General features: G+C 39.6%; 15 protein-coding genes and 1 tRNA gene. 4 read left to right on the forward strand and 12 right to left on the reverse strand.

What is annotated here, in order from left to right:
* Nucleotides 1–25 precede the first annotated feature (25 nt).
* Nucleotides 26–784, reverse strand: a complete 759-nt coding sequence (locus B5Z18_RS25215) for a hypothetical protein (RefSeq protein ID WP_143313685.1) — start codon at nt 782–784, stop codon at nt 26–28.
* A gap of 188 nt (nt 785–972) precedes the next feature.
* Here B5Z18_RS25215 and B5Z18_RS25220 point away from each other — a divergent pair, with 188 nt between their 5' ends.
* Together B5Z18_RS25220 and B5Z18_RS25225 are read left to right on the forward strand one after the other, a co-directional pair.
* Nucleotides 973–1,155, forward strand: coding sequence for a hypothetical protein (locus B5Z18_RS25220; RefSeq protein ID WP_200817343.1), 183 nt, complete (start codon nt 973–975; stop codon nt 1,153–1,155).
* 317 nt (nt 1,156–1,472) lie between these two features.
* Nucleotides 1,473–1,799 carry a YegP family protein gene (locus B5Z18_RS25225; RefSeq protein ID WP_079472297.1) on the forward strand — a complete coding sequence of 109 codons (327 nt, stop codon included), beginning with the start codon at nt 1,473–1,475 and terminating at the stop codon, nt 1,797–1,799.
* Nucleotides 1,800–1,845: 46 nt separating this feature from the next.
* On the opposite strand, the gene B5Z18_RS25230 is transcribed toward B5Z18_RS25225, so the two are convergent.
* Complete coding sequence (locus tag B5Z18_RS25230) at nt 1,846–2,112, reverse strand: hypothetical protein (RefSeq protein WP_079472298.1); 267 nt, start codon at nt 2,110–2,112, stop codon at nt 1,846–1,848.
* Complete coding sequence (locus B5Z18_RS25235) at nt 2,102–2,602, reverse strand: hypothetical protein (protein WP_079472299.1); 501 nt, start codon at nt 2,600–2,602, stop codon at nt 2,102–2,104. Before B5Z18_RS25235 ends, B5Z18_RS25230 begins: the two co-directional genes overlap by 11 nt.
* A gap of 400 nt (nt 2,603–3,002) precedes the next feature.
* Here B5Z18_RS25235 and B5Z18_RS25245 point away from each other — a divergent pair, with 400 nt between their 5' ends.
* Together B5Z18_RS25245 and B5Z18_RS25250 are read left to right on the forward strand one after the other, a co-directional pair.
* Nucleotides 3,003–3,236: a helix-turn-helix domain-containing protein gene (locus B5Z18_RS25245; protein ID WP_079472301.1), complete on the forward strand. Its 234-nt coding sequence runs from the start codon at nt 3,003–3,005 to the stop codon at nt 3,234–3,236.
* Nucleotides 3,237–3,655: 419 nt separating this feature from the next.
* The gene (locus tag B5Z18_RS25250) at nt 3,656–5,872 is read left to right on the forward strand and encodes a KAP family P-loop NTPase fold protein (protein ID WP_159454425.1); all 2,217 of its coding nucleotides are present in this window, start codon (nt 3,656–3,658) and stop codon (nt 5,870–5,872) included.
* 153 nt (nt 5,873–6,025) lie between these two features.
* On the opposite strand, the gene B5Z18_RS25255 is transcribed toward B5Z18_RS25250, so the two are convergent.
* From B5Z18_RS25255 to B5Z18_RS25290, 9 genes are all read right to left on the reverse strand, one after another.
* Nucleotides 6,026–6,451: a hypothetical protein gene (locus B5Z18_RS25255; RefSeq protein WP_079472303.1), complete on the reverse strand. Its 426-nt coding sequence runs from the start codon at nt 6,449–6,451 to the stop codon at nt 6,026–6,028.
* Nucleotides 6,452–6,455: 4 nt separating this feature from the next.
* On the reverse strand, nt 6,456–10,979 hold the full coding sequence (locus B5Z18_RS25260) for a DUF6443 domain-containing protein (protein ID WP_079472304.1): 4,524 nt from the start codon (nt 10,977–10,979) through the stop codon (nt 6,456–6,458).
* 59 nt (nt 10,980–11,038) lie between these two features.
* Entirely contained in the window at nt 11,039–11,983 is a 945-nt protein-coding gene (locus tag B5Z18_RS25265) for a hypothetical protein (protein ID WP_079472305.1), read from the reverse strand.
* 120 nt (nt 11,984–12,103) lie between these two features.
* The gene (locus B5Z18_RS25270; RefSeq protein ID WP_079472307.1) at nt 12,104–15,697 is read right to left on the reverse strand and encodes a hypothetical protein; all 3,594 of its coding nucleotides are present in this window, start codon (nt 15,695–15,697) and stop codon (nt 12,104–12,106) included.
* Between the two features lie 395 nt (nt 15,698–16,092).
* On the reverse strand, nt 16,093–16,362 hold the full coding sequence (locus B5Z18_RS32360) for a hypothetical protein (RefSeq protein ID WP_143313686.1): 270 nt from the start codon (nt 16,360–16,362) through the stop codon (nt 16,093–16,095).
* Between the two features lie 311 nt (nt 16,363–16,673).
* Nucleotides 16,674–21,638 (reverse strand): P-loop NTPase family protein, encoded by a 4,965-nt coding sequence (locus tag B5Z18_RS25275; protein WP_079472309.1) that lies wholly within the window; start codon nt 21,636–21,638, stop codon nt 16,674–16,676.
* A gap of 87 nt (nt 21,639–21,725) precedes the next feature.
* Nucleotides 21,726–22,412 carry a P-loop NTPase family protein gene (locus B5Z18_RS25280; RefSeq protein WP_200817344.1) on the reverse strand — a complete coding sequence of 229 codons (687 nt, stop codon included), beginning with the start codon at nt 22,410–22,412 and terminating at the stop codon, nt 21,726–21,728.
* Nucleotides 22,413–22,478: 66 nt separating this feature from the next.
* Nucleotides 22,479–22,670: a hypothetical protein gene (locus B5Z18_RS32365; protein ID WP_143313687.1), complete on the reverse strand. Its 192-nt coding sequence runs from the start codon at nt 22,668–22,670 to the stop codon at nt 22,479–22,481.
* 573 nt (nt 22,671–23,243) lie between these two features.
* A tRNA-Lys gene (locus B5Z18_RS25290) sits at nt 23,244–23,316 on the reverse strand.
* Nucleotides 23,317–23,320: the final 4 nt, after the last annotated feature.

Here is a 23,320-nt window from a genome sequence, read left to right on the forward strand (position 1 = left end):
TTAAAGGGTGAAAAATTACGCATCCTTAAACGCTGGCGGATACCGCCACCACCTTCATGGAGTTGTATGTACCGTTGGACAGTTTGTAAGGCTTTCCATTTACCACCTGTATAAACTCAATACTGAGTGCCAGGAACATGGGGAACGTGCTGTTCGGAGAAACGGAGGCCGTGAGTTTCAGCGGAGCGGTATTATTGCTATCCAGTACCAATACTTCGCTGCTAACTAATGCACTTTCATACTTACCGCCTGTAAAGTCGATAGCACTAACGCCACAGGTGATAATGAAGTGCGTTGCCCCTTCCGGAGATTGAATGCCTTCCACCGGCTTGAAGGGCGGCAGCTCTATTGTTCCGGTGCCGGCAACGCGATCAATGTTAGCCGTTAAGGGAGCAAAGAGTGACGTATCCATCAAACTATTCATATTAAACTCAAAGTTTTCAATGAACCCGATTTCTCCATCAATTACATTCCGCAAGCCGCGATCGCTGGTAGCATCTGCCTTTACCACTTTTACAAACTCTTTCGTGAGGCGGGGGGTAGCCCCTTTATCCGCTGTGTTTTTTATCATATCACGGAAAGATGTGCGAAGCAATTTACTGGCTTTACCAGCGCGACCAAACTCCTGGCCGTTTTCGCGGGTGCGTTTGAAGGCCGGGTCGTTGGAGATCCGGGCTCCTGATACGCCAGATCTTTTTCTGACGGCGTATCCACGCTTTGTTTTATAAAACGATAGGTTTTCGATTGCGCCATCAAACTGTAGCAATCCATCTTGTTTACTCATAATTAAAATATTTTTTCTGAAAGAATAGGCAGTTTCTATAGCTATGCCTGTTAAGCTTTTCCATCTGATCAGACAGGGTTGTACTTCGAAATACAAGACGAAATTATTCACTGGCAGAAGTGTGGAAAAACAAACCCGCCGCTTTTGCCGCTTTTTGTATAATTATGCCGAAAAACGTTCCTAAGAGGATGGTGATCTACACCAAAGACATTCAAAACATCATGGGAAAGAGCGAACGCTCTGCCAGAGAGCTCATGCAAAAAATCCGGCTGATGTTTGGAAAGCTGGAATGGCAGTACATTTCAGTGGCTGAATTTTGTGAATACTCCGGGCTGGATGAGGAGGAAGTGAGGGAGTTCATGGATGGGTAGTTTGGTATCCTAAGTGTATGGGGAGTGTATGGGAAGTGTATTGTGAGTGTATGGTGAGTGTATGGGAAGTGTATGGGGAGAGTATAGGGAGTGTATGGGGACTGTATAGGGAGTACGACACATAGACGAGTCCTAAGTATCTGAGAAGTATCCAAGAGGTATGCGACAAGTATCAGAGGGGTTACGCAATAAACTAAATCAAAAGGGTATTTTAAAAATTATTAAAATCTCAAAAATCATCCTGTTGGGTTAAACAATTCCACCTCCGGCTGGTTATTGTTCAGGTATTCTTTCATTCATTTAAACACCAACATGTTATGGGAAAATTTATCATCAAAACAGCCAAAGACGGCCAGAACTACTTTGTTTTGAAAGCCGGCAATGGCGAACCAATTTTATCCAGTGAGATGTACACCACCAAAGCAGCCTGCAACAACGGCATTGAGTCTGTCAAAGCTAACGCACCTAATGATAGTCGTTATGAAAAACTAACGGCTAAAAACGGGCAGTTTTATTTCACACTCAAAGCCGGAAATAGCCAGGTTATCGGTACCAGTGAAATGTATACTACTTCCTCCAGCAGGGATGGTGGTATTGAATCCGTTAAAAGTAATGCTCCCGGAGCAAGCGTTACAGAGGAATAAAAAAAATAAAGGGCTGCCACGGATACACTGGGTAGCCCTTGTATCTTCACTTTTCACCGTCCCTGAAAACAGCGCTGAACAAACTATTGACAAGCTCCTCTCCTATGCCGCGGATCATCTTCTTTTCCGCTTTACTTAACGCCGGTATCAACCTACCATCAACAAGCCTATCGCTGCCCCGCAACTTCCTGTAAAAAGTTGGCGCGCCATAGTTACATTCCTCGCAAACGCGCTCCCTGAAAAGAACAGGTAACTTAGAGAACTCCGTATGCAACTCCAGTAATAAGTTTTTCTTTTGGGTTTCAATATTCATAAAGTACAGTTGAAAAGTGATGGTTTATTTTAGCGATACTAATCCGTTCTTCTATCTCCAGAGAATGCAGCGTCAGGAAAAAGGTCCGGAAGTAATTGCCGGTAATAGCAGCGATAGTTCCGTCTATTCCCCTATCCCCGTCAACCAGTATTTCGATGTACTGATCAAGCGCAGCTACCAACTCATCTAATTCAATACCCGCCTGGAAACTCGATAACTCATACAGATCACTTTCCAACTCTGTTAGCAGCTCCCTGGTCAGGTCTTCTGCATGGGCTCTTTCCAGCGCGCCCTTGATGTTAAAAGCGGCTGTAGCGGTGGTTCTAAAGACGGTATAAAATGCCATGAACTCGGCCCGCTGACCTGGGGACCAGTTATTAGCGGAGGTACTGCCGATAACGTTGCATAGTTCGTTTTCGACTAGCTCGATGAAGCCTGCGGAGGTGCCACAGGCAGTGATGCGGGTTAAGATGGTTAACAGATTTTCCATAACAGAATATTTAAAGTGAATAAATACAGTTCTGAAAATGCAATACGATTCCCCTATCAGCCGTGAAGGCTGAATAACCAGTGGTTGTTAATATGAGTTTATGAAATTGGAAGGTGGGTATTAGGCGCAAAAAAGCGCGGTACCCACTCTTCGCTTTTGAGGCCCTGAGAAGCCTATGCCGCGAGAAAGTGGGCCCGCGCACAAACGCGAGCCATCCACTTCATCGTCTCGTGGCATTGAAGATTCTCAGGTTTCAAAAGCGAGACTTAAAAAGCGAATTGCTTACAATATCTTGTATTGAAGAATCGCAAAAATATATTCTTAATGCTAAAGTAGTAAATAATTTCAAAATTGTCAAATTTGACAATTTTATTTTTAACTGGTTTAGGACCTTGAGCGAGTGAAAACTAAAAATCAAGCTTATATAACGGCTTTCGGACAAAACGTCAAGAAGCTACTGGATTCTAAGAAAAAGACACCAGAGGAGGTAGCTGCTCATGGCAATATTGAAACTAAGCAGGTTTACCGGGTGATTAATGGGGAGCATGCGGCGACGCTATCGGTGATTTATGCTTTGGCGAAGGGGTTGGAAGTGGAACCAAAGGTGCTATTTGATTTTGATTTCACTGGGTAAGATATTTTATCGAGGCACAAACACCTAGTAATTGTGAACGAGAGGTCAAGCGCAATTTCCACCCTAACCACATATCTCAACTGCCCTAAAATTATTCCCTTTTTATTCTATAAGACAAAATGCAGATCTTGAGAATTAAGTCCAATAAGCTTCCCTATGCCGGTGCCCTATTATTTGCTGCGGTACAGATACTTTTTAGAGTGCCCATAAGTAGGCTGCTTGATACAACAGTCGTTAAACCACTTTTTTCCGTCTTCGAGCCTGGAATTTTGGTAGATTGTACATTGATTTTTTTGTTACTTTCCACTGTCATTTGGATAACTAAAGAGCGATATCTACGATTTTTAGTACTAATAGCGTTATATGGTCTTATACTCTATGGATTGCAACGCACGAACGAATATTGGTCTTTCATTAGGATGGCTTCACTTCCGCAATTGGCTTATTGGGATTTAGTTGCCATCGCATCTATTCTTCCCTTACCACTTTATCCATTATTGAACCGTAAGGCCAATGACGTGCAACCAGATTTGGGCCTACAGGGATTTATTGAAGATAATTCAGTTGTTAGTTATGAAGATGATCATTTTAATCGTAAGGCTGCTGCAAGTGAAATTGCCAGGTTAATACAATCGACGAATAATCAGAAATCATTTGCCATTGGTATACTTGGTGAATATGGCAGTGGCAAAACGTCCTTTCTAAAACTGATCGACTTGGGCCTAGACCATAAGCAGATACTGAGAATTAATTTTGATCCCTGGAGCGCTGGTAATCCCGAAATGATTCGTCGGGAATTTTTTGACTTACTTGCTTCAGACATTGCATCAATGGATTCAAAAATCTCCTCATTGATCTATAGTTATGGTCGCAAGTTAGCCAGTTTCGACACACGATCACTTTCCTTTATGAATTGGTTTGGTTTTCTTCATAATCCGCATTCGACTCAAAATTCGGGAGAATATCAGCAAATAAACAAAATGCTTCGGGCGACCGGCCGCAAAATCGTCATAACTATCGATGACCTCGACCGCCTTTATCCTGATGAAATTATGGAGGTGCTAAAGTTGATCCGCAATACAGCTGATTTCTCCAACGTCTTTTACTTGGTTGGATATGATAAAATGTATGTGCAAAATGCCATACAGACCCTTAGCGATGCCGCCAGGCAAGATTATCTAGATAAGATATTTCAGTTAGAAATTCCCTTACCCAAACGTGAAGGGGGCGATTTAATCAACGCTCTTCAAGAACACTTAAAAACAACTATTTCAACGGCACATTATGAGGTTTTTCAAAATACGCTAATACCTACTGGGTTCCATAACAAATATCAAAAAGCATATAGCCGTGTATTACGCCAGGGACGGGACGTTATCCGATTTATTAATGGCTTTAAAATCATTTATCGGCTAATTGGTGAGGAAGTTGATTTCGAGTCTCTCTTGGTCCTAGAGTTAATCAAGTTTCGATTTCCGACGATTTATGAGTTGATTTACTCTCATTCTGACCATTTTCTTTACGAGAACCCTATACGGTCAACGCATGAACAATATTTTTTGCCATATATGGAAAAGAGCGAAGGATTTAATAATGACATTTCGGTTTTTAAAACGTATATCGAGAAACTGGAATGGCTAAAGCCAGAAGATGTTGGGCTCTTGAACAATCTGTTCCTCACACTTTTTAAGGGAAGCTTACATAATAGTCCCAAACCGAAGAATTCTATTTCCTATCCACTTTATTTCGACATCTACTTTCGTTACCGATTATCTCAAACCGATATCTCGGATAAAGACTTTAAAGCCGCATTAGCCTCAGATAACATGTATGAATACATGGTCTATTGCGCCAGCAATAACTTACATAAAGAACTTTTGGTTAGATTGATGCAGGAGGATATTTCCAAAGACCAATACCATTTCGAAAAGATTGTTACTTGTATTTTTACTTTTGGACGAACCTTTATCGAAAAAGAAGGCTTCATGCGTTTCGATTATGACGCATTAATCAACAAAATTTACAACTACGACAATGCCATTACCAATAAACTGTATAAAAAGGATATTAGTAGTTACACGCGTTTTATTAAAAGAATATTTGATACCGCCTCGCCTCCATATCTTCTTGAAAACGAACTTATCTATCATCTCAAAAAGAAAGGCGAAGGCTTTGTATTAACAATTCCCGAAATGGTCACTTACCAGCTTTCTTTTTTTACTCGCTATGCTGAAAGTGGTCATGGTCTGGATAAAGATGCATTGTGGATTTTTTGGGGTGCGCGGGAATCCTATAGAGAACCGGCGATAGAGTCTGACGGCTACTATGAACAATGGCGATTTGAGCCCCTATTAGTTCCAAAAATGAAAGCGTACTTGAACTCTAAAGACCCTAAAGAGTTTCTCAAGTTCAGTATTCAACATGATAGATGGACACGTCCCGGGGCGTTTATTCATAAGCAAGTATTGGAAATATTTGATACCCCAAGTGAATATCGGAAGCTGGTTTCTGAAAATCCTGCCTTAAATGCAGATATTAAACGTGAATATTTAGAGCTGTTTGATAAATGCCTGGCAAAGGATTTTAAGGGGTATGTAGAAATGGAATTCAAAACAGAATTGAAGAAGCTGGAATAAAGAGAAAGTAATATTACAAAATTTCTATTTTTGAGAGCCTGTAGAAACAAATTAAGACTCTTATCAAATGCTTTGAATCCTGATTCAAGCTGCAGACTTCCACATAAGCCGCAGGCGATGCCTGCGGCAGGTTTCTCTTATAATTCTCTCTAATTAAGTATGCTGATTATTACTCGCTATAAAATGTAATACCTGAAAAAATCCTTCATATGGATACCCCATCTCTAAACTCAAGATATAAGTCTTATTATTTTTATCTTTTACTAGCAATCTTGTAAATTTATTCTTATTAGTTACCATATCCCTAAACTCCTCTTGCAAAGCAGGGGATACTTCAATAATATCAGAGTTAAGAATAATAATATTTGAAGATGCTAAAACCCTTCTATTCGTTAACAGCAACCAATCTACGCTATCTCTATAATATACTATTAACCCCTTTTCATCGTGATCCAAAGAGGATAATAAATTATCATACTGAGATTTACTATTTTCATCTATAATCTTTGTGAACTGACCCTCAGAGCCTTTTCTCCTAAATATTGATATCAATATCGATGATTTATCTTTCGCTTCCATTACATTAAGGTGTTAATACTTTTTGCATAAAAACTCCACTACCCGATTGCTCAAATGAATATCCAAAACGCTCAGCTATTTTTGGATTTAAAAACCCTTTATTTATTACAGATGAACCATAAATAGAAATCTTATTAGCACCGGCTCCAATAGCCTCAGCTTCCATATTCCCCATTAATACCCTTAATCCTGATAGGCTTTTCTTGGTTGCATCTAAATAGAAAATATTTCTATTAAAAGTATTTCCTACTAAGCCTTTCGTACCCCAGATTTCATAATTCCCCATCTTTTCGGCACCCTTAAATAAAGCCTGTGAAAAAGTTTCCTCTGTCATGGAAACTAAGGCTCCTCCTCTAACTACTTTAGCTGCACCTCCAAATAAACTCACTATCGGTGGTAGTGGAACTAATAATGCCTCTACCGGAACATAATCGGCTCGCCCAGATGCTGGCATAGATTGAACATTTCCGTTCTGATCAACTCTATGGTTAGACCAGTAGCCCGCCTGTTGATCTATATAAGCATTAGCCACAGCGCCTCCCCCGTCAACTCTTCCATTAGATCTAAAATTCACGGTATGACCAACAGCAGTATTTATCGCCGCCCCAGCAGGCTCACTATAAGTTTTCTCTATCGTAGTATAATTTACATGGATATTACGAGATGTCCTATTCACTACTTCCCCTCCGGTTTGTTCAGCCACTTCTCTGGCCGCTCTTCTTTGTGCAGATGTTGAACCAAACAGTCCAAAAAAGTAATCACCAAGTGGATCTATGTTTTTTGCCGGGTCATTACCCATACTTACATATGGACTCTCACTTAAAGAAGATTCCCCTTTAGGGTCAATTTGCCACCATCTGCCTATTTGAGGATCAAGTGTTCTAAAAAACGCATCATACTGATTCATATCTAAATCAGTTGTATGCTCCATGCCATTATACTCTTTCCGGTTCTTTGAGTAATTCGTCCCCTTCAACGCATTCGAACTAATCCCCGCCATCGTCAACCCAAACGGATAATAATGTGTTTCTTCTAGTAGTGGCCCTGAATTAACCGCTAAGATGACATTATCAAAGAACACTTCCTGGGTCCCCTCGTTGCTAGTATATACGTATAGAAAGCCAGATTTATCAATCACCATTTTATCCTGACTAAGCGTCTGCAGCTGATCCGGCTCGGCTTTTACCTGCTTTACCCCACTATTTTCATCTACTAATTTAAACTGATCGTCGAATAGTACAAAATTAAGATAGGCTTTAGGTCTGTTATTATTCGGCTGATCAGGTTCTTTTTCTTTCAACCGCTGGTAATCATTATTATAGAAACTGCTGTTAAATGGCGTTTGTTGCCCTGCCTCAACAATACCATGCGCGCCGGGTTCTGCTGCTCCACCATTAAAAGCCCGGATCAGGTCTGCCAATATATTTTCTGCATCAGAGGTACCAGACTGCTTATCCTGAGGACCGCCGGACTTATAAAATGCTTTGGCACTGAGCTGAATAGTATCCCCTGCCATTACACGCAGCACGATAGACGGGCCTATTTTCTTACCAGTACCGGTAGCAGTGAGCTTTGCAACAGCAGTATTCTCTCCCGCACTTTCATCCACCGGATAACCAACAGGCCTATCGGCGCGTGTATTATCAACATTGCTGAACAGCGCTGTTTCAGTGGCAGCAGCCGGCGGTTCCATCGTAGCCGCATACATGGTAAAGTCAGATTGCTCCGTGAGTACCATACGCACGTTACCCAAATGATCCTTTACAAAATAATCGTACATATAACGCACCGGTTGTCCTACTGCAAATACGGGTCGAATCCGACCTTCTTCATGACCTGCAAACTCCAGCGTGTCATTCTTATATACAAAGCCGTTAATATAGTCGGTGATCGTCACTTTTGCCACCCCACCAGTGTTGTCTGTGATGATCTTTCTATGCTTATTGCCGGCAGCATCATACAGGTACTTAATAGTTCCTTTCCCCGTAATAACGATACTGTCGGGCAAATTCAAGTGGTTATACCGGATGACGGCGATGTTTTTATTAGCATCCTTTGTCAAATTACCATTGGCATCGTAAAGATAATCGGCCGTTTCATTATTGGTAATTTCTCTGAAGTCCCCCAACTGACTTAGGGTATTGTTCTTCCTGTCTGTTACAAAAGATAATTTATTACTGGTCGTATTATAACCATACTTCAGGCTATCCAGGGTTTGTATAGTCACGCCATTCATCCCCTTTTGATTCATAAACTGGATATTGCCAGCAGCATCATAGGCAAGTCCGGTCACCGAAAAGTCTTTTTGGCTTTTCGTCCAACCTGTGCTGCCGGCGTTTACCTGGTTAAAGTCAGCAAACAAAAGGCGGTTAACCTTATCATAGCTATAACCATATGCCCTTGCGATAGTATCACTGCGACTTTTCCAGATAGTCCCTGCAATATTGCCATTATACTGCGCTGAAGTAAACCCATAATCATAACTGAGTGCCTGCCCAAACCAATTGGAAGAGCCACTGGCGGTAGCCACAAAGTCTTTATTAATAGCTTTTAACCACCCACGCATATTATATTCATAATTTAAAGTTTCCAGTTGGGTAGCTCCTCCGGTCACCCCTAAACGCTTTTTCTTTAATTGCCCAAGCTCGTCATACTCATTTATCGATAAGGTCTTTTCCTGGGTTGTATCATTAAGCAGCTTCTTAATACTTACTAAACGCCCGCCCGCATCATAATTCATGATGGTACGTACAGTTAACTGGGATGTGGTACTGCTGCGCTGATTACGATGGCGCAGATAGGTACTGAGTAGCTTTCCGTTAAAATCATATAAGCTATTGGTTACATCATACCCTCCGCTAATATTATCGGACAGCATCTGGATCGGGCGCCCTTTATCATTGTAATAATTAGTGGTAGTAAGCCACTGGTTTGTTCCTAGTACTTTTACCTTTGTTCCCGTAACAAGACCTCTGATCATATTACTTGGACTGGCTGGCAAAGCTTCTGCATATAGATTACTACCTGTTTGAGGCTTGGCAATATCTACATTATCATAACTCCTGTTACCGGTAAACCCATAAACATCATAATAAGTGTAAGTCAATGGCGTGAGCTTACTGACCGGGATGTTAGGCAGCGGATTCGTGGCGGTTACGGTACTAGCGCCCTGCGTTGCAGCTGCATTGATTTCGGCAATTATTGATGCTCCTGTACCTGTATCAAAACCATCCGTCAGGGTAATGCTGCTGGTGGCCTGGTACAAAGGGGTATTGCCATCATATGATGCCAGCACCAGATCCGCCGTACCTGGGAAGGTGTAGAGTATAGATTGCGTATTGCTTATGGCTGTATTCAATGAAGTCTGTAGTACTTCCCTGGTACTGGCGTCATTATAGAGTGCCGTCATCGTAGGCCGATTCAGCGCATCATAGAACGTAACCAACCAGCTGCTATCTTTCATATTACCATCTCTGGAAAATGTAAGCCGATCCCTGACATCATACACCATCTCTGTGGAGTCGGCACCAGGTACTTTCTTAATGATCATGCGGCTACGGCCATCATAGCGATAAATAAAACAAAGCTCCGCCGCAATAGCAGTACTAATTGTCCAGTTACTGATGATGGCTTCTACTGCTTTCGGAGGAATCACAAAACGCAGGTTACCCAGATCATCGTAAACATAATAAGTACATAACCAACCCATATGACCAGTGCCAGGATTATCCGCCAGTTGTACTTTCTTCAGTATTACCCTATCCTTCTTATCTTTGTATTCCACTACCTGTCCTGCCGCTTCATCAGTAGTGACATTTTTATATAATTGCCCTGCAGTATATATACGTCCAGCCAAACTAGTGGGAATAATACCACTCGCTGCAAAATCCCAGATACGCACAGAATCTGACACAGTATTTATCAGATACTGATTAGATACAGAGCGGTTACCACCGCGTTCCACTGTTGCCGGGTCATTTTTAGCCCAGCTGTTACCAGGAGCATAAGTTTTGAGTACGCGGTTTAATGGGGAGGGCTCGTAATCAACGCGATTATAATATACACTTTCTCCTATTGCGCCAGGTGCAAGGGTAACATTCTGATAAAAAGTCTTCTGGGCATTAAATGGATCCATTTTAAATTTTCCATCACTAACATTCTGCGCTGCATAAGGCAGGTACCTGGTTTGCTCTCTTCCAAACTGGTCATATACAATAGGCGAAACCAGGTCGTTTCCTCCGACACTCAACGCTTTTGACACCGTTTGCAGCGGCCGTCCCAGTCCATCAAAATACTGGGTCGATTGCCGTACCTCTGTTACTGGGCGGCTAAGCGATGCTACATAGGACGTATCAGTAAGGGGGGCTGCCGGCTCCCAAGTTCGGACATAATTATTCGTAGCATTGGTATAGGCCGCTGGTACGGCAACCGGGGCCGCAGATGGCCGGCCGGTGACATCCGGCTTATTCTGCGCCTGCAGCGTTATCGTAAAACCCAACAACACTAAAATCAGATAAAATCTATACATGATAATTATTTCAATAGGTTTGTCAATGAATGAGGTAACTAAGACTTCAAGAATAACAGCTAATTTTTCTTCTTAATTTCTTTCTTCAACATCTCCAGGTCTGCACGCTGCGCAGCACTCTCTTTCTTTATCTCAATCATATACAAGGTCAACTCCTCTATCTTCTGTAATAGTTTCTTATTCATTTCCCCCACATCCAATCCATCTTTGTCTACCTCCTTCGCCGAAGGGATCTCTGGCAAATGTCTATTGGCTTTAATAAAACGCTCTACTTCCTGTAGTGAAGGCAACTCATAGTCTGGATGAAACACAAAATCAGCCCAGGTTCCTTGGGTTACCTTAACTCTCCGCGCCCCTATAGTACCTTCCACAGCAAGTTTATAACTACCGGGATTATAGGTTCCTATAGCCAATTTACCGGCTATATAGTTATTTCCTCCACCAATGAAGTAAGCGGAACTATTATAGGTAGAGCCATAGACATTCACAGCACTGTCCACCGCTGCTTTAAAACTATGGGCCGGGCCACCAACTTCCTGGTAGGGAAGCGGCTCTTGCTCTCCGTCATAAATAACCGGGGAAACAGCAAAATTGGAGCGATAGTTATAACTTGTATTTCCCCGCATCCAGATGATAATCCTGCCACTTGAATTAGCTATTGTGGCATCTCTCCAGCCAGCGATCATTCTATTTAATCCAGCCACATTGCTGTACTGCCTTATATCAGCATCAATAAAATTGGATCCATTTCCCCACGCGGTTACATGGTATCTGAATCTCGCTATAATAGACCCCCTCCACCAGTTGTCATTATGCACGTTTGAACGGCCTACTTCCAGGTCAGTAGCAACATTACTATTCCACCCGCCATCTGCAAACGTGACTGGGTAAAATTTAGAGGTATCCCCTTTTACCCAGAAGGCACCCGTTACCTGAGCCAGTATAGGAGCTTTGCAGCCCAAGATCAATAAACAAATAAAACTATATTTTTTTAACTGTTTCATAGATAAAGACTTTAAACAAACAATATGTTGATAAAAAGAAAAGTAAGAAAATGGCATTAACGTACTGCTTCGAAAAAATCTATACATAGAATCCATCATTTACATTACCAGCATAATTTCCTATAAGGTGGTCTTATACTGGTAATCGTATTGCTGGAGGATTTTTCCATTCTGATCTTTCACCAATTTTAACCGGCCGAATGCATCATATTCATAATAAGCAAGTCCTCCTTTCTCATCTAGCTTCCCTGTAACACCAACACCGGGTTCGTAGGTGGTGGTGGTCATCTGGGCCTCCAGTGGATATAATCGTAATTCATCAATGCTACCGCTACCACTAATGGTAACAGCAGATATGCCTGTTACTATTTTCTCGTAATAAGTCCAATTATTATAGGTTGCTCCAGATGCAGTGCTCACAGTTCCGTTAACATTAATAATTGATCCGGATTTGGCCCAATAAGAAACCACATATTTCTTTGAGGAACCGAGTCCGGACTTACTGATGTTACCACTGCCTAAAGCATAGCTTTGTTTTCCGGAAAGCCCATCATTAGTAATAAAAGTATTACTTGTCGAAGTCCAATTGCCCCATTCTGCAGATTCAAAGCTAGTGTAAGCCACATCTGACAGGTCAGCATTTTTCACCTCCGCAATCGGATATTGTGCATCGTATCCCCACAAATAACACATCCCGGTTTGCTGATTGATAACAAAGTGACTAATATTGCCTGCGGCATCATAACCATCATAGGTAATCCTTTCTTCATAACGTGGGTCTTGAGAAAAAACGGTTGCGCTTCCTGCCTGTGGTAAAATGCCTTTAGCTCGATTGGAGAACTTAAAATCTGATAAGGCAACCGGATTAGGCGTTGCCAACAATAATTCCGATTTTTTTGTTCCTTTCCTGCTGGCATTATACAAGGTGATAGAACCAGCAAGTACCTTTATGTTCGTCCCTTGCTTCAGATATTTCACATTTTCAATAGGTACATTAACGATATTGGCGATTTTAAGACTATCTAAAAAAGCAGTTCCGGGCGCATAATCCAGTGGATAAGACATGTTAGCAAACTCCTCCTGCCCATCACTTCTTATACTCCATATCCTGTTTGGAAAAGTATGCAGCGCATTGTCATAAGTATATGCGCTTTGGGTTGTTAAAGTTGTTCCATTATCATCATAAATCGTAGTATAGGTTGAATCCATGTAGGTCCAATTACCAGTAACCGGGTATCTTAAAACATCATACATTGCATACTCCTCTGGATTAACTGGTGATGTATCAGGGTTTATAACGATTTCCTCGTATCGCCTCCTCACCAGATATCCAAACAAATCTTTTTGGTAACGAAAGTCAATCTTATAATGATAGGCAGTAAGTTTTCGATTTATAAAGTTGTTGTTCACCTTTGAAAAATAAAGTTCCGAAGTCTTCAACCCATTTTCCCAAGCAACGTTAGATGAGGTCATTCCATGCGGCCGATAGCCCAGCATTAGTTCCGCATAGTCATTACTACGAACTTTGAAAGTCGTCCAGATACCTCCGTTCTCAAAGTCATTACCATGACTTTCCACCACCGATGGGTAATAAATGTGACTCGCGGCACTGCCGAATGTATTATGCATAGTGCTGGAATAGGCAGCTTTTCTCATACACTCTGCAATTGTAAATCCAGAGGGGGGCTGACTGGTAGACCCACAAAAAAAGCGAACGGGAAATTCTGCGAAATATCCCCATACCTCTTCAACAATATCTCCGGATGACTTTAATAGGTTTGTTGGAATACCATAGTAAAACTTTCTGATATCATGGAATCCCCGCTCACTGGAAAAGGATTTAACTTCGGCAATACGCATTCCCCCGACAAATTTATTCCTGTCCTCGTATGTTGGCTGCCCCCCTGTATAGGAAAAGTCAGCAGTCCCCCTTACTACGTTGCCATACACATTTAACTCGACTTTGTAAGTCGTGCCGGCCAACAGTGGGAGGGTGTAACTTTCAGGGCTGTCGACATTAATTGTTTTACTATATATCTCCGAGCTTCCGTTATAAATGCGCACATACATGTAATTATCAAGTGGGAAGTAGCTTTCCCCCGGTACTAATTCGCATTTAAAATAGAATGTTACATTTTGATTGACACTAGGGGTAATCAACGTATCAATCTTTTTTACACTCTTAACTCCCTGCCCCACCGTAGTTATGGTAATATAACTAGTTGAAGGAGGAATAGCCTGTATGGTATTGATAGAATGTCCTTCATAGATCAGCGTATCATATCCTCCGGTCGGAAAAACGATCTTGGATAAAAGCCCTTTTCCGGCATAAGCAGGGTCCGGACTACGATCAGCCACAATGTAGGAAAACTCTGCCTGATAGCCTTGTGGTGGAGTTGGGATCAGATAGCTGTTGGATTTCCCGTTAAAATAACCATAGTCATCTTGCGAAAAAGATAATCTTGCTGGCAATCCATCATAATCATTATAAAAAAAACTGTGCTTCTTATATGTGTTACCCTTCGCTTTTTCAATAACATCTGTTAAGAACAGGCGCTTGCTATATTGAGGATTGATAAAATAGGTATTGGCATAGCTCTGTCGGCTTTGCGAATAGGTATATTGAAGATCTATGACCTTATAGGGTACTGTAAGATCTTTCTTATGATAGATCTGGATACTATCCAACAACAATTCGTTATCGATGTCTAATCTCGGCGAATTGATCAGCTTTATTTTGTCTCCCTGTGAGGTGTTGATTTCTGATAACGCGAAGGCATCCACACGCAATCGGGACAAACAGGTGGAATTTCCATAACCATCACAAACAAGACCCTCGCTACAATTATAAGTAGGGCTTCCATAAGTTTTAGCAGTGTAGATTTGACTGATGCCAGACTCATAGGTACTCGTAAATCCCTGATATTTAAACATAATAGAATCTCCCAATGGATGTACTATTTTAGTGAGGTACCATGCCGTTGATGACGCTCTTATGTAGTTAACCTCACACACTCCGCTGCTGGATGGAGGTTTCGTATACTCAGTGGCACCAAAACCACCAAAAAAGTAGATGACACCATCTGGAGCCGTTACTTTAAAATTAAGCGTTGCATCTGCGAAATAATACTCGATTTTTAGGTTCTCATATTTAATCAATACTACATTCCTGGCAGAATCGAGTGTAAATTTACCAGTGTACCCCCCAAAATTATACGTAAACAAATCCGGTTGGGTATCCCAGGTTAACAGGTTTCCTTCTGCCACATCTGCCGCTTTCCACATGTATTTAACACCAGCCCTGCCTGTTATAGTATAAGGTAACCAGGTACTTGATTCATCAGGGCTCCCATTTACATTTCTAGTAATTACTCCACCTGCCTCCATATTCCAGCCCATACCAGTTCTGGATGCAATGGCATCTACTTTAATACCATTGGAACTATACCTCAGCATTAAAGGCAATTCCAGATGCTGAGTTTTAACAGTGTATAGTGGTATGGTGATATCGGGAGTGCCTGTAGCCAAACCAATGGGGCTTTTTCCGTATTCGCCTAATGCTGCTGCGGTCGGGGATGGACCAGTAATACTAAGCGATTTCAATAATGTCGAAAAATCGCTTTGAGCATGACAGTTAAGGAATAAAATGATTAATAAACCGACGGATAAACTTCTCTTTATAAGACAAGAACTGATTAGGGTATTTAATTCCATAGTTGACTTAATTATTATAGGGTGCTACAATGAACCGTGATTATTTATGACTAATTGACAATTTTAACGCCTTGTATAGGGGATGTATGGTTAAGTATATACTTAGCCGAATTAACCTGTGCGGACAGGTACAGTGCAATCCCCTTCAGGGCAAAAGAAATCAATGGTAAAGGTGAATATTCCATAAAAAGGGGAATGGCAACTTGTCGAACACTACTTTAATAAATTACTTCAAAAGGGTAACAATATGCCTACAAAGAAAAGGAGTAATTATTAATAAACGGCTAACATGTTAGTTGTATTTAGCACAAGATAAGATTTATGGTAATACTGTCGCCTGATGAGGCATTTGTAGACAAAAAACTATTCTTCGTGTGGTTGATGCCTTTGACCTTCTACCTCAAAATCGGACAGTTTAAAAATAGAGAAAATGGGCAATTCTCTCTAATCATTAAAGCAATATCTTCTGTAGGTAATTCATGGCTTGAATGGACATCAAACTTGCCACTTTCAAGGTCAATAACTGTCTTCCTTATACTAGATCCTATTTCCCAAGTAGAGACACCTCCTTTATCCACATTTGCAGTTTCAATAAAAGCTCTTTTATCTCGGCCGCTACCCGCCGTGTAATCATATAAATGGGTTCTAACTGTACTTGCCTGCATATTTATTGTCTCGCATTAACCATTAAACTAATAACTTATTTGGAAATATCGGTTTCTTTTATGGACTATCGCTAAAAAAACCATGGTTCTGAAGAAACATACTTTAGCCGGAAATGCTAACATAACATATTTTATCCTGGATCTAAAGTAATAATTCTTTAACTTTTTTTAAATTTATCTATCCCTTTCTTAAAAGCACCTCGGCTGCAATCACCAAACACTCGCAATCAAATAGCAAAGAAAATAAAATTGGCATTCATAAAGTTCCTAAACTTTATACGTCAAATGCTTCTTCTCATAAAAACGGCTTATCATACATCAAACATCTCGTATTTAATGGTCAAGTTTTCATAACTACCATCTCGATTCACGATAAATGGAATAATATAATCATTATTTAACTTCTCCAATTCAACATTAGATTCCATCAGAGATATTTCTGTTGTTTTGTATTCACCCATATGATTAATAGATGCATTGAGTCTCAGGCTTTTGAACTTATCTCTAAAAACGATATATCTGTCGTGGAACGGGCATTTATTATCTTGAGTACGTACTTTAATAACACGTGCTTCCGGAGTCTTCTCTTCAGTCAATTCTTTCCATTTCTCAATAAACGACGAGGCCGTGAAATCTTTAGACTCTTCGGGACCAGTTAGTACAGTGATTTTTGCCATATATGACCAATCTGCAATGCTTTTTACAAACTCAGTATCTTTCTCTGAAAAATAGGGATCTATTATAACAATGTCTTTAGAGTCAATAGTTTGTATGTGCTTTTTAATGAAGCTAATTCCATCAGAGCGCATTCCTGGGCGCACTATTACGGTACCATCATTATAATCCACGCTAGAGCGTAAACCAACTTTCTTCTTATTTACATAACAGATAAGAGAGTAACAAAACTCCGCGTTATTACATGCTGCGTCATACAATGAAATTAAAAAAGAGCTACTAAGACTATCATTATTAACAACATTCTCAATATAAAATTCAAAAAGTGGTAAGGCTCTTCCTAATGGTATGATTGAGGCGGTATGCAAAAGATTAATTATCTTATCTAAAGGTTTAACTGTACGCTTCTGCGAATTCAAGTCTCCACGAAGCTTATCTACAACCTCCCCCATCTTTCGTCTATCTCTAATTTGGCCAATTAAAGAGTAGTCTTCATATACATCAGTTCGTTGTTTGAGATCTTCATGATGTTCAGACATGGATTCAAATAAAGCACTTCTAGCCGGGTCAGAGTCAAGCGAATTAACTATCTTCTGAGCCAAATTTTTGTCGCTTTTGTAAACGGCATCAATCACTCTTCTAAAACTCGGAAACATCTCATCATTGTCTAATTTATAAATTTCAGAAATAATTTTCCTGTGATGTTCAACAACAATTGAGGGTGCAATTCTTTCCGCCATGGCAAGTAATTCTTCATAGCTAGCAACTCTTTCGCTAATACTGCCGATCATGCTAGCTTGCTCGAAAGCTTTATTCATAAGTTCAATCTGCTTTCTTTTATTTGTACACTCCCAAGCTAAACGGGATAAAGTATAAGATCGATCAGTGAGATTAGGGATTTCCATAGCCTGTCGTTCAAACTCATCATACATCTCTCTAATCTCAGCAGTGCCAGTATTGGAATGCAACTTCAAATTACTCAAACAAGCAGAAGAAAGGATCACATATCCGTTATGAGAAATTCCATATTTTATATTGGGCAATTTTGATTTTATAAGTTGCTCAATCTTACTATACAAGTTATTCTTTTGTTCACGAACCATTATACTGGGCTGCTCAACAAACACAGAGGTCAAATTCTGTAAGTGATAGAAAAAAGTATGATCCGTTGTCAAATGTCGTAACAATTCAAGATACTCAAAGGCTTGCTGGTATGTCAACTTTACTTTTTTATAAGAAGTCGTATATGGTTCAGTATCAAATTTCTTAGTAAGCAAAACAAAGAAAACTGGTGATAAAATATCGTCGATATTTTCAGGGGAAACATGCTGCAACATTAAATGCAAAGCTTTTGGCTGCGAACAATGTATAGCGCTAGCACATTTACCGAGTAAAGAAGTAAAATAGTATTTATCTTTTGCTGATTTATAACTGTCCAAGATCGGAATTATCCTATTTGCCACTACATCATCGGAAACACCTACTTCGCCAATGCCCGCACATCTCACACTAAATTCAGCCCACAGAGAAAGTTGTTCTGCAACAGATGGTATTAACTTAATAAAACGCTCAACCTTCTCATACGAATAACTTTTATCCTTACTTAATAACGCACAGTAAATCCTAATAATTATTCTAATTGAATCCTGAAGTGTATTCAGATGGGCAAAATCATCAATATTTAAATTGGAAGATAAAATTTCAGCTTCTCGCAAATATTGAAGGGAAAGTTCTCTATCCGTGTTACACAAAGTTGACGCTATCTTATATCCGTTGAGACTTTTCACCAATGAACTATCGACTTGGGACCAAAATTCATAAAGTGCTTTATAGAGCTTATCGGTAAGTTGAATATATTTTAAAGCCACTTCAGAAATCTTCTCATTTTTATAAGCCAAAATGGATAAAGTTATGGTTATCAACATACATCGAGTTCCATACCCCTCTACATCATTTATGCAGGGTATTAATCTAACAAATTTTTGCCGATCATCATTTGTCAGTTCTTCCTTTCTCTTATATACAGAGGTAAAAATTGAAATTATAGCTCGGTTAAATTCTCGCTTATCGTGTTTGATTGATAATCCTGTCTTTTTTAATAAATCGATATTCCACCTTTCCATAGGTATCTTTGAATAAGTAGCTAAGCAATGAGCGATGGATTTATTTCTTCTTTCAGCTACATTCAGTCTTTTAGCTAAAGAGATTGCAAATTCTAAGTCACATTTGGCTAAAACCGTTAAGGTATCACGAACTTCAGAATACTGGTTCGCAGTCTCCGCTAACAACATCGCGAATCTCTTTTCTATCTCATTTTTCACTTCCTCCTGTGAAAAAATAAATTTTGTCGATTTCTTATTAAGAATATCAATATCTTTAATAAGCTGTAGGGCACTAGCTTGAATCTCCAGTGCAACAACATAATCTTCCATGTCTTCCAGCTCTTGAAAAGCCTCAAATGCTCTCTCCTCTGCTCTTTTCTCATCAAATGGATAAACGGCCTTAATTACTGTAAAGAATATAAGAAATTTATCTATGGTAGGTGTAGTAGTAGTTGTCAATAATTCATCTATTTTATCTACAATAGGCTTTAACTGTTGATAATAATTAATATTATCAATGGTCTTAACAATAGAATATAATAAAGTTGTAGTCGGCTTAATTTCGGATGAACTTTGTATAATCAAATCAAGGCCATATAATACCACTTCGTAAATATCAGTTTCACTCCGATTATGCTTAATCCAACTTTTAATTTTAAAAATACGATCTGATATTTTCTTTTGTTCATTTATCTCCCTAATAACTTCTTTACCAGACAAGTTCTTGACTCCAAATCCAATAGAATCGGCAAAATCGTCAGCAAATGAATTATTCACATCAATGTCTTGATCAGAAGAAACCTTAATTGAATCATCATCATTATTCGATCTTATTCTTGATATTAGAGAAACATAACCAACAAGCATATCTATATTACTTGTTTTATTTTGACCCGAAAAATCGGTGATAACTTTCATAGCCTGTTCAGGCATGACATAAGCCATATCTATAGCTATCTCGATCAAATTTTCTTTTATAAATTCAGGATCAGACTCTGATAATAAATTCTGCACTTCCTCTTTGTATGAATCTTCAATATTACTATCAGAATTTATCTTCACTTCTTTTAAGTAATGCAGCAAGCTTCTTAATCGGTCCTCTTTTAACACAGGAGATGTTACTAATCCAACCGCTTCTTCATGCATATTTAGTCTGACATACGCTTCTATCTGTGCTTCCTTAATATCTCCCTTTTGAATACTGGATAAGATACTTCGATACAATGAAAATTTGAAAACCTCTTCATTTATTTTACCAACGCGTTTTGATGCTTTATATCCATAATTCAACTGCTTTCTTATTTCAGAAAAAGATTTCGTTTGACTAATAATTATATTAATACTATTTATATCAAGCAACTTGATTAGATTAGGATAATCCTCCTTCTTATCATATAAAGTTGTTAAGTTTAGTATTGATCCTTCATCATTGGAATCTGTAAAATAACTAACGAGAAATGACAATACTTCACGTTCGTATTTTTTCAGCTTTATGGAGGCAAATTTTCGATAGGAATTTGAAACAAATGAAATTTGATTTTCTTTAATTGCAAGAAAACTCAATATAGATAGTTTATTCTCTAATTCCTTTACATCTAAGTCAATTATATGAGCTAATTTTTCAAGAGAATAAACATTTTCACTAAATATTATTATTGAAAGTGCCTTTATAATATAGTCACTGAATCCCAATTTGTCAATTCCTGATTGGTTCCATTCGATATTTAGCAGGCTATTCTTCTCATCAATATCTGTTCTAGATAAAAAATCTTCAATAGAAATCCCATTATCTAAAATTCTCTTAATTTGTGATAGTGTTCCCGGATTCCCCTTCGCTATACTTAGTATTTCCTTAGCATTCTCTTTGTTCTCTTCTCCTGACCATTTAAAAAATGTGATTGTGTCGTCAACTGAGAACTTGAGAATTCTTATCTGTTTATATTCCTTAACAGATCTCGGAAGGATTTTTGAAATTGTCGCATATTCGCCAGATATTATAAAATGAAAATAGTTGCTATTAAACGGTAAGTCATGAATTAAAGGCAAAAGCAAATTTAAATCACTGTTATCGATTTGATCCAATCCATCAAATATAAAATATAACTTATCATTATTTTTGGATGCCTTTTTCATAACCTCTAAAACAAGGCTATTAAAAGCAGATTCATTAATGACCATCTCTTGATCTGGATCTTGACCAGTTATATAAAAATAAAATTGTTTCCCTAGATCCTCCATAAGGTAATCCTGCTTATATGTCAGTCTACAGGCAGGGTTAATGAAATAGGTGAATGAAGAAAACATATGCTTTGTTGCTAATTGCAGGAGGATATTAGTCTTTCCACTGCCTTCATTCCCTTCTATGATAATCAATTTATTGCCGTCCTGAGCCAATTCATCAATATCCATAAGAACATTGTCTTTCTTTACAATGTCTTCATAAATTAATTGTTGATAAGAAAGGGAGTATTTACGGAGGGATAAAACTTTAGCCTGCATTCTTTATTATTTGAGGTCCATAATATAATTAAATATATGAAAAACTACATAATAACTATCATTCTACTAATTTAATATTCCATCGATTTAAGATCTTAGCTTGTCTAAAGTACTCAATTCAAAAGCTATTAAATTGAACATCGCCCGCATCTTACTCCTCAACCTATTCCCATAAATCCCCTCCAACTCCTCACTATTCAAATTCGTCGTCACGTGCGTTACCATCTTGTGCGATATCAACAAGTCATACCGTGAAAGCAATATCTCCCCCATCACGTTGCAGCTATTCCCCCAAAAACTCATATTCTGCTCCACCCCCAGATCGTCAAAGCAATGTACCCTCGGAATACTGGAGTAGGGGAAAAAAGCATTCCTACTGTACCGGGCAATGGCATCATAGCCAATTTTGCCAAATTCAAAGCTCACATCCCTACAGGAAACAATTTGCGGCCTGTACGATTCCGGCGCCAATGCCCGCATCAGGGTCATAAGTGAGGTTTTTCCGCACCCGATTGGTCCCATAAGCAATATGCCCTTCTGAAGGTCTATGCCTTCAGCGGTAGCTATGGGCTCGTCCTGCAGGAAGTAAGCCAGCAGTTTCACCACTACCGACCGGTCTATATCATCAATCCTGAATCGCGGGCCATACACATTCTTTCCATGTTCCTCCAGCTGCTGCATTAACTGGTAGTAGTCATAAGGGCTCTGAATAGCTTTTGTTTTCATTGACATGGAGCCTTCCTGGCCCGCCTGATTGTTTGGTGTATCGGTCATGGGTTACAATTTTTAGAGAAGGAATATTCAGTATCCATTTGTGGGCAGCAGACTGCCAGTCAGTAATCAGCGTCCTGCCGGCTTGCCGCCAGCCATTGGCCTGGTAGTGGTGGAAAAACTTGCCTGCTTCCAACGACGGGTAAACGTTGGCGTTAAAAAATTCCTGCACCTGGGGCAAGGTGGGGAGAACGCGCCCGGCAGCATCGGCATTTTCCGCGCCGGGTGTATACTGATCGAGTTGGGGATTTTTAATTTCATCTTTATAATTTTTTTTTGAGAGCGAGAGCCTGTTTTCTCTCTCTCGTTTATAATTGTTTATTTGTTTATTATAAAGCGTCGCAAAATTGCGACTGGTATAGTATCACTTTTGCGACACGGCATAGTCGCATTTCTGCGATACGATCCAGTCGCAATTTTGCGACACGGCATAATCGCATTTATGATACAAGTACCGGTATCACTTTTGCGACCAGAACGATTACTGCTCATACCTCGCTCCCCTCCTTTTAATTCATCAAATAATTGAAGCTGGGTGAAATCGTCATCGCAAGAACCCGGAAACAAACGGATGGTAACAATTCCGGGAAGTGTAAGCCGGCCCTGTTGATTTGGTGTTGTTTGGTGTTAATTGTTTTGGTTTGAAGTCCTAAAACCCTGATCAGTGAAGCATTACAGAGAGAAAGGTTACACTAAATTTAAGTATTGCAGGTGTAACCTTTTATGTTACCATTTACCTTCGTTTTGAATGATAAACCTTTGTAGACCAAAAACAGAAAAGCCGCGTAAATCCTAAGATTTAAGCGGCTTTAATTGTCTTTGATATTCTTGTTGTGATCCCCTTGGGACTCGAACCCAAGACCCATACATTAAAAGTGTATTGCTCTACCAACTGAGCTAGGGAATCTTCT

Origin of the sequence: Chitinophaga ginsengisegetis, assembly GCF_900168065.1 — a bacterium.
Lineage (GTDB): Bacteria > Bacteroidota > Bacteroidia > Chitinophagales > Chitinophagaceae > Chitinophaga > Chitinophaga ginsengisegetis.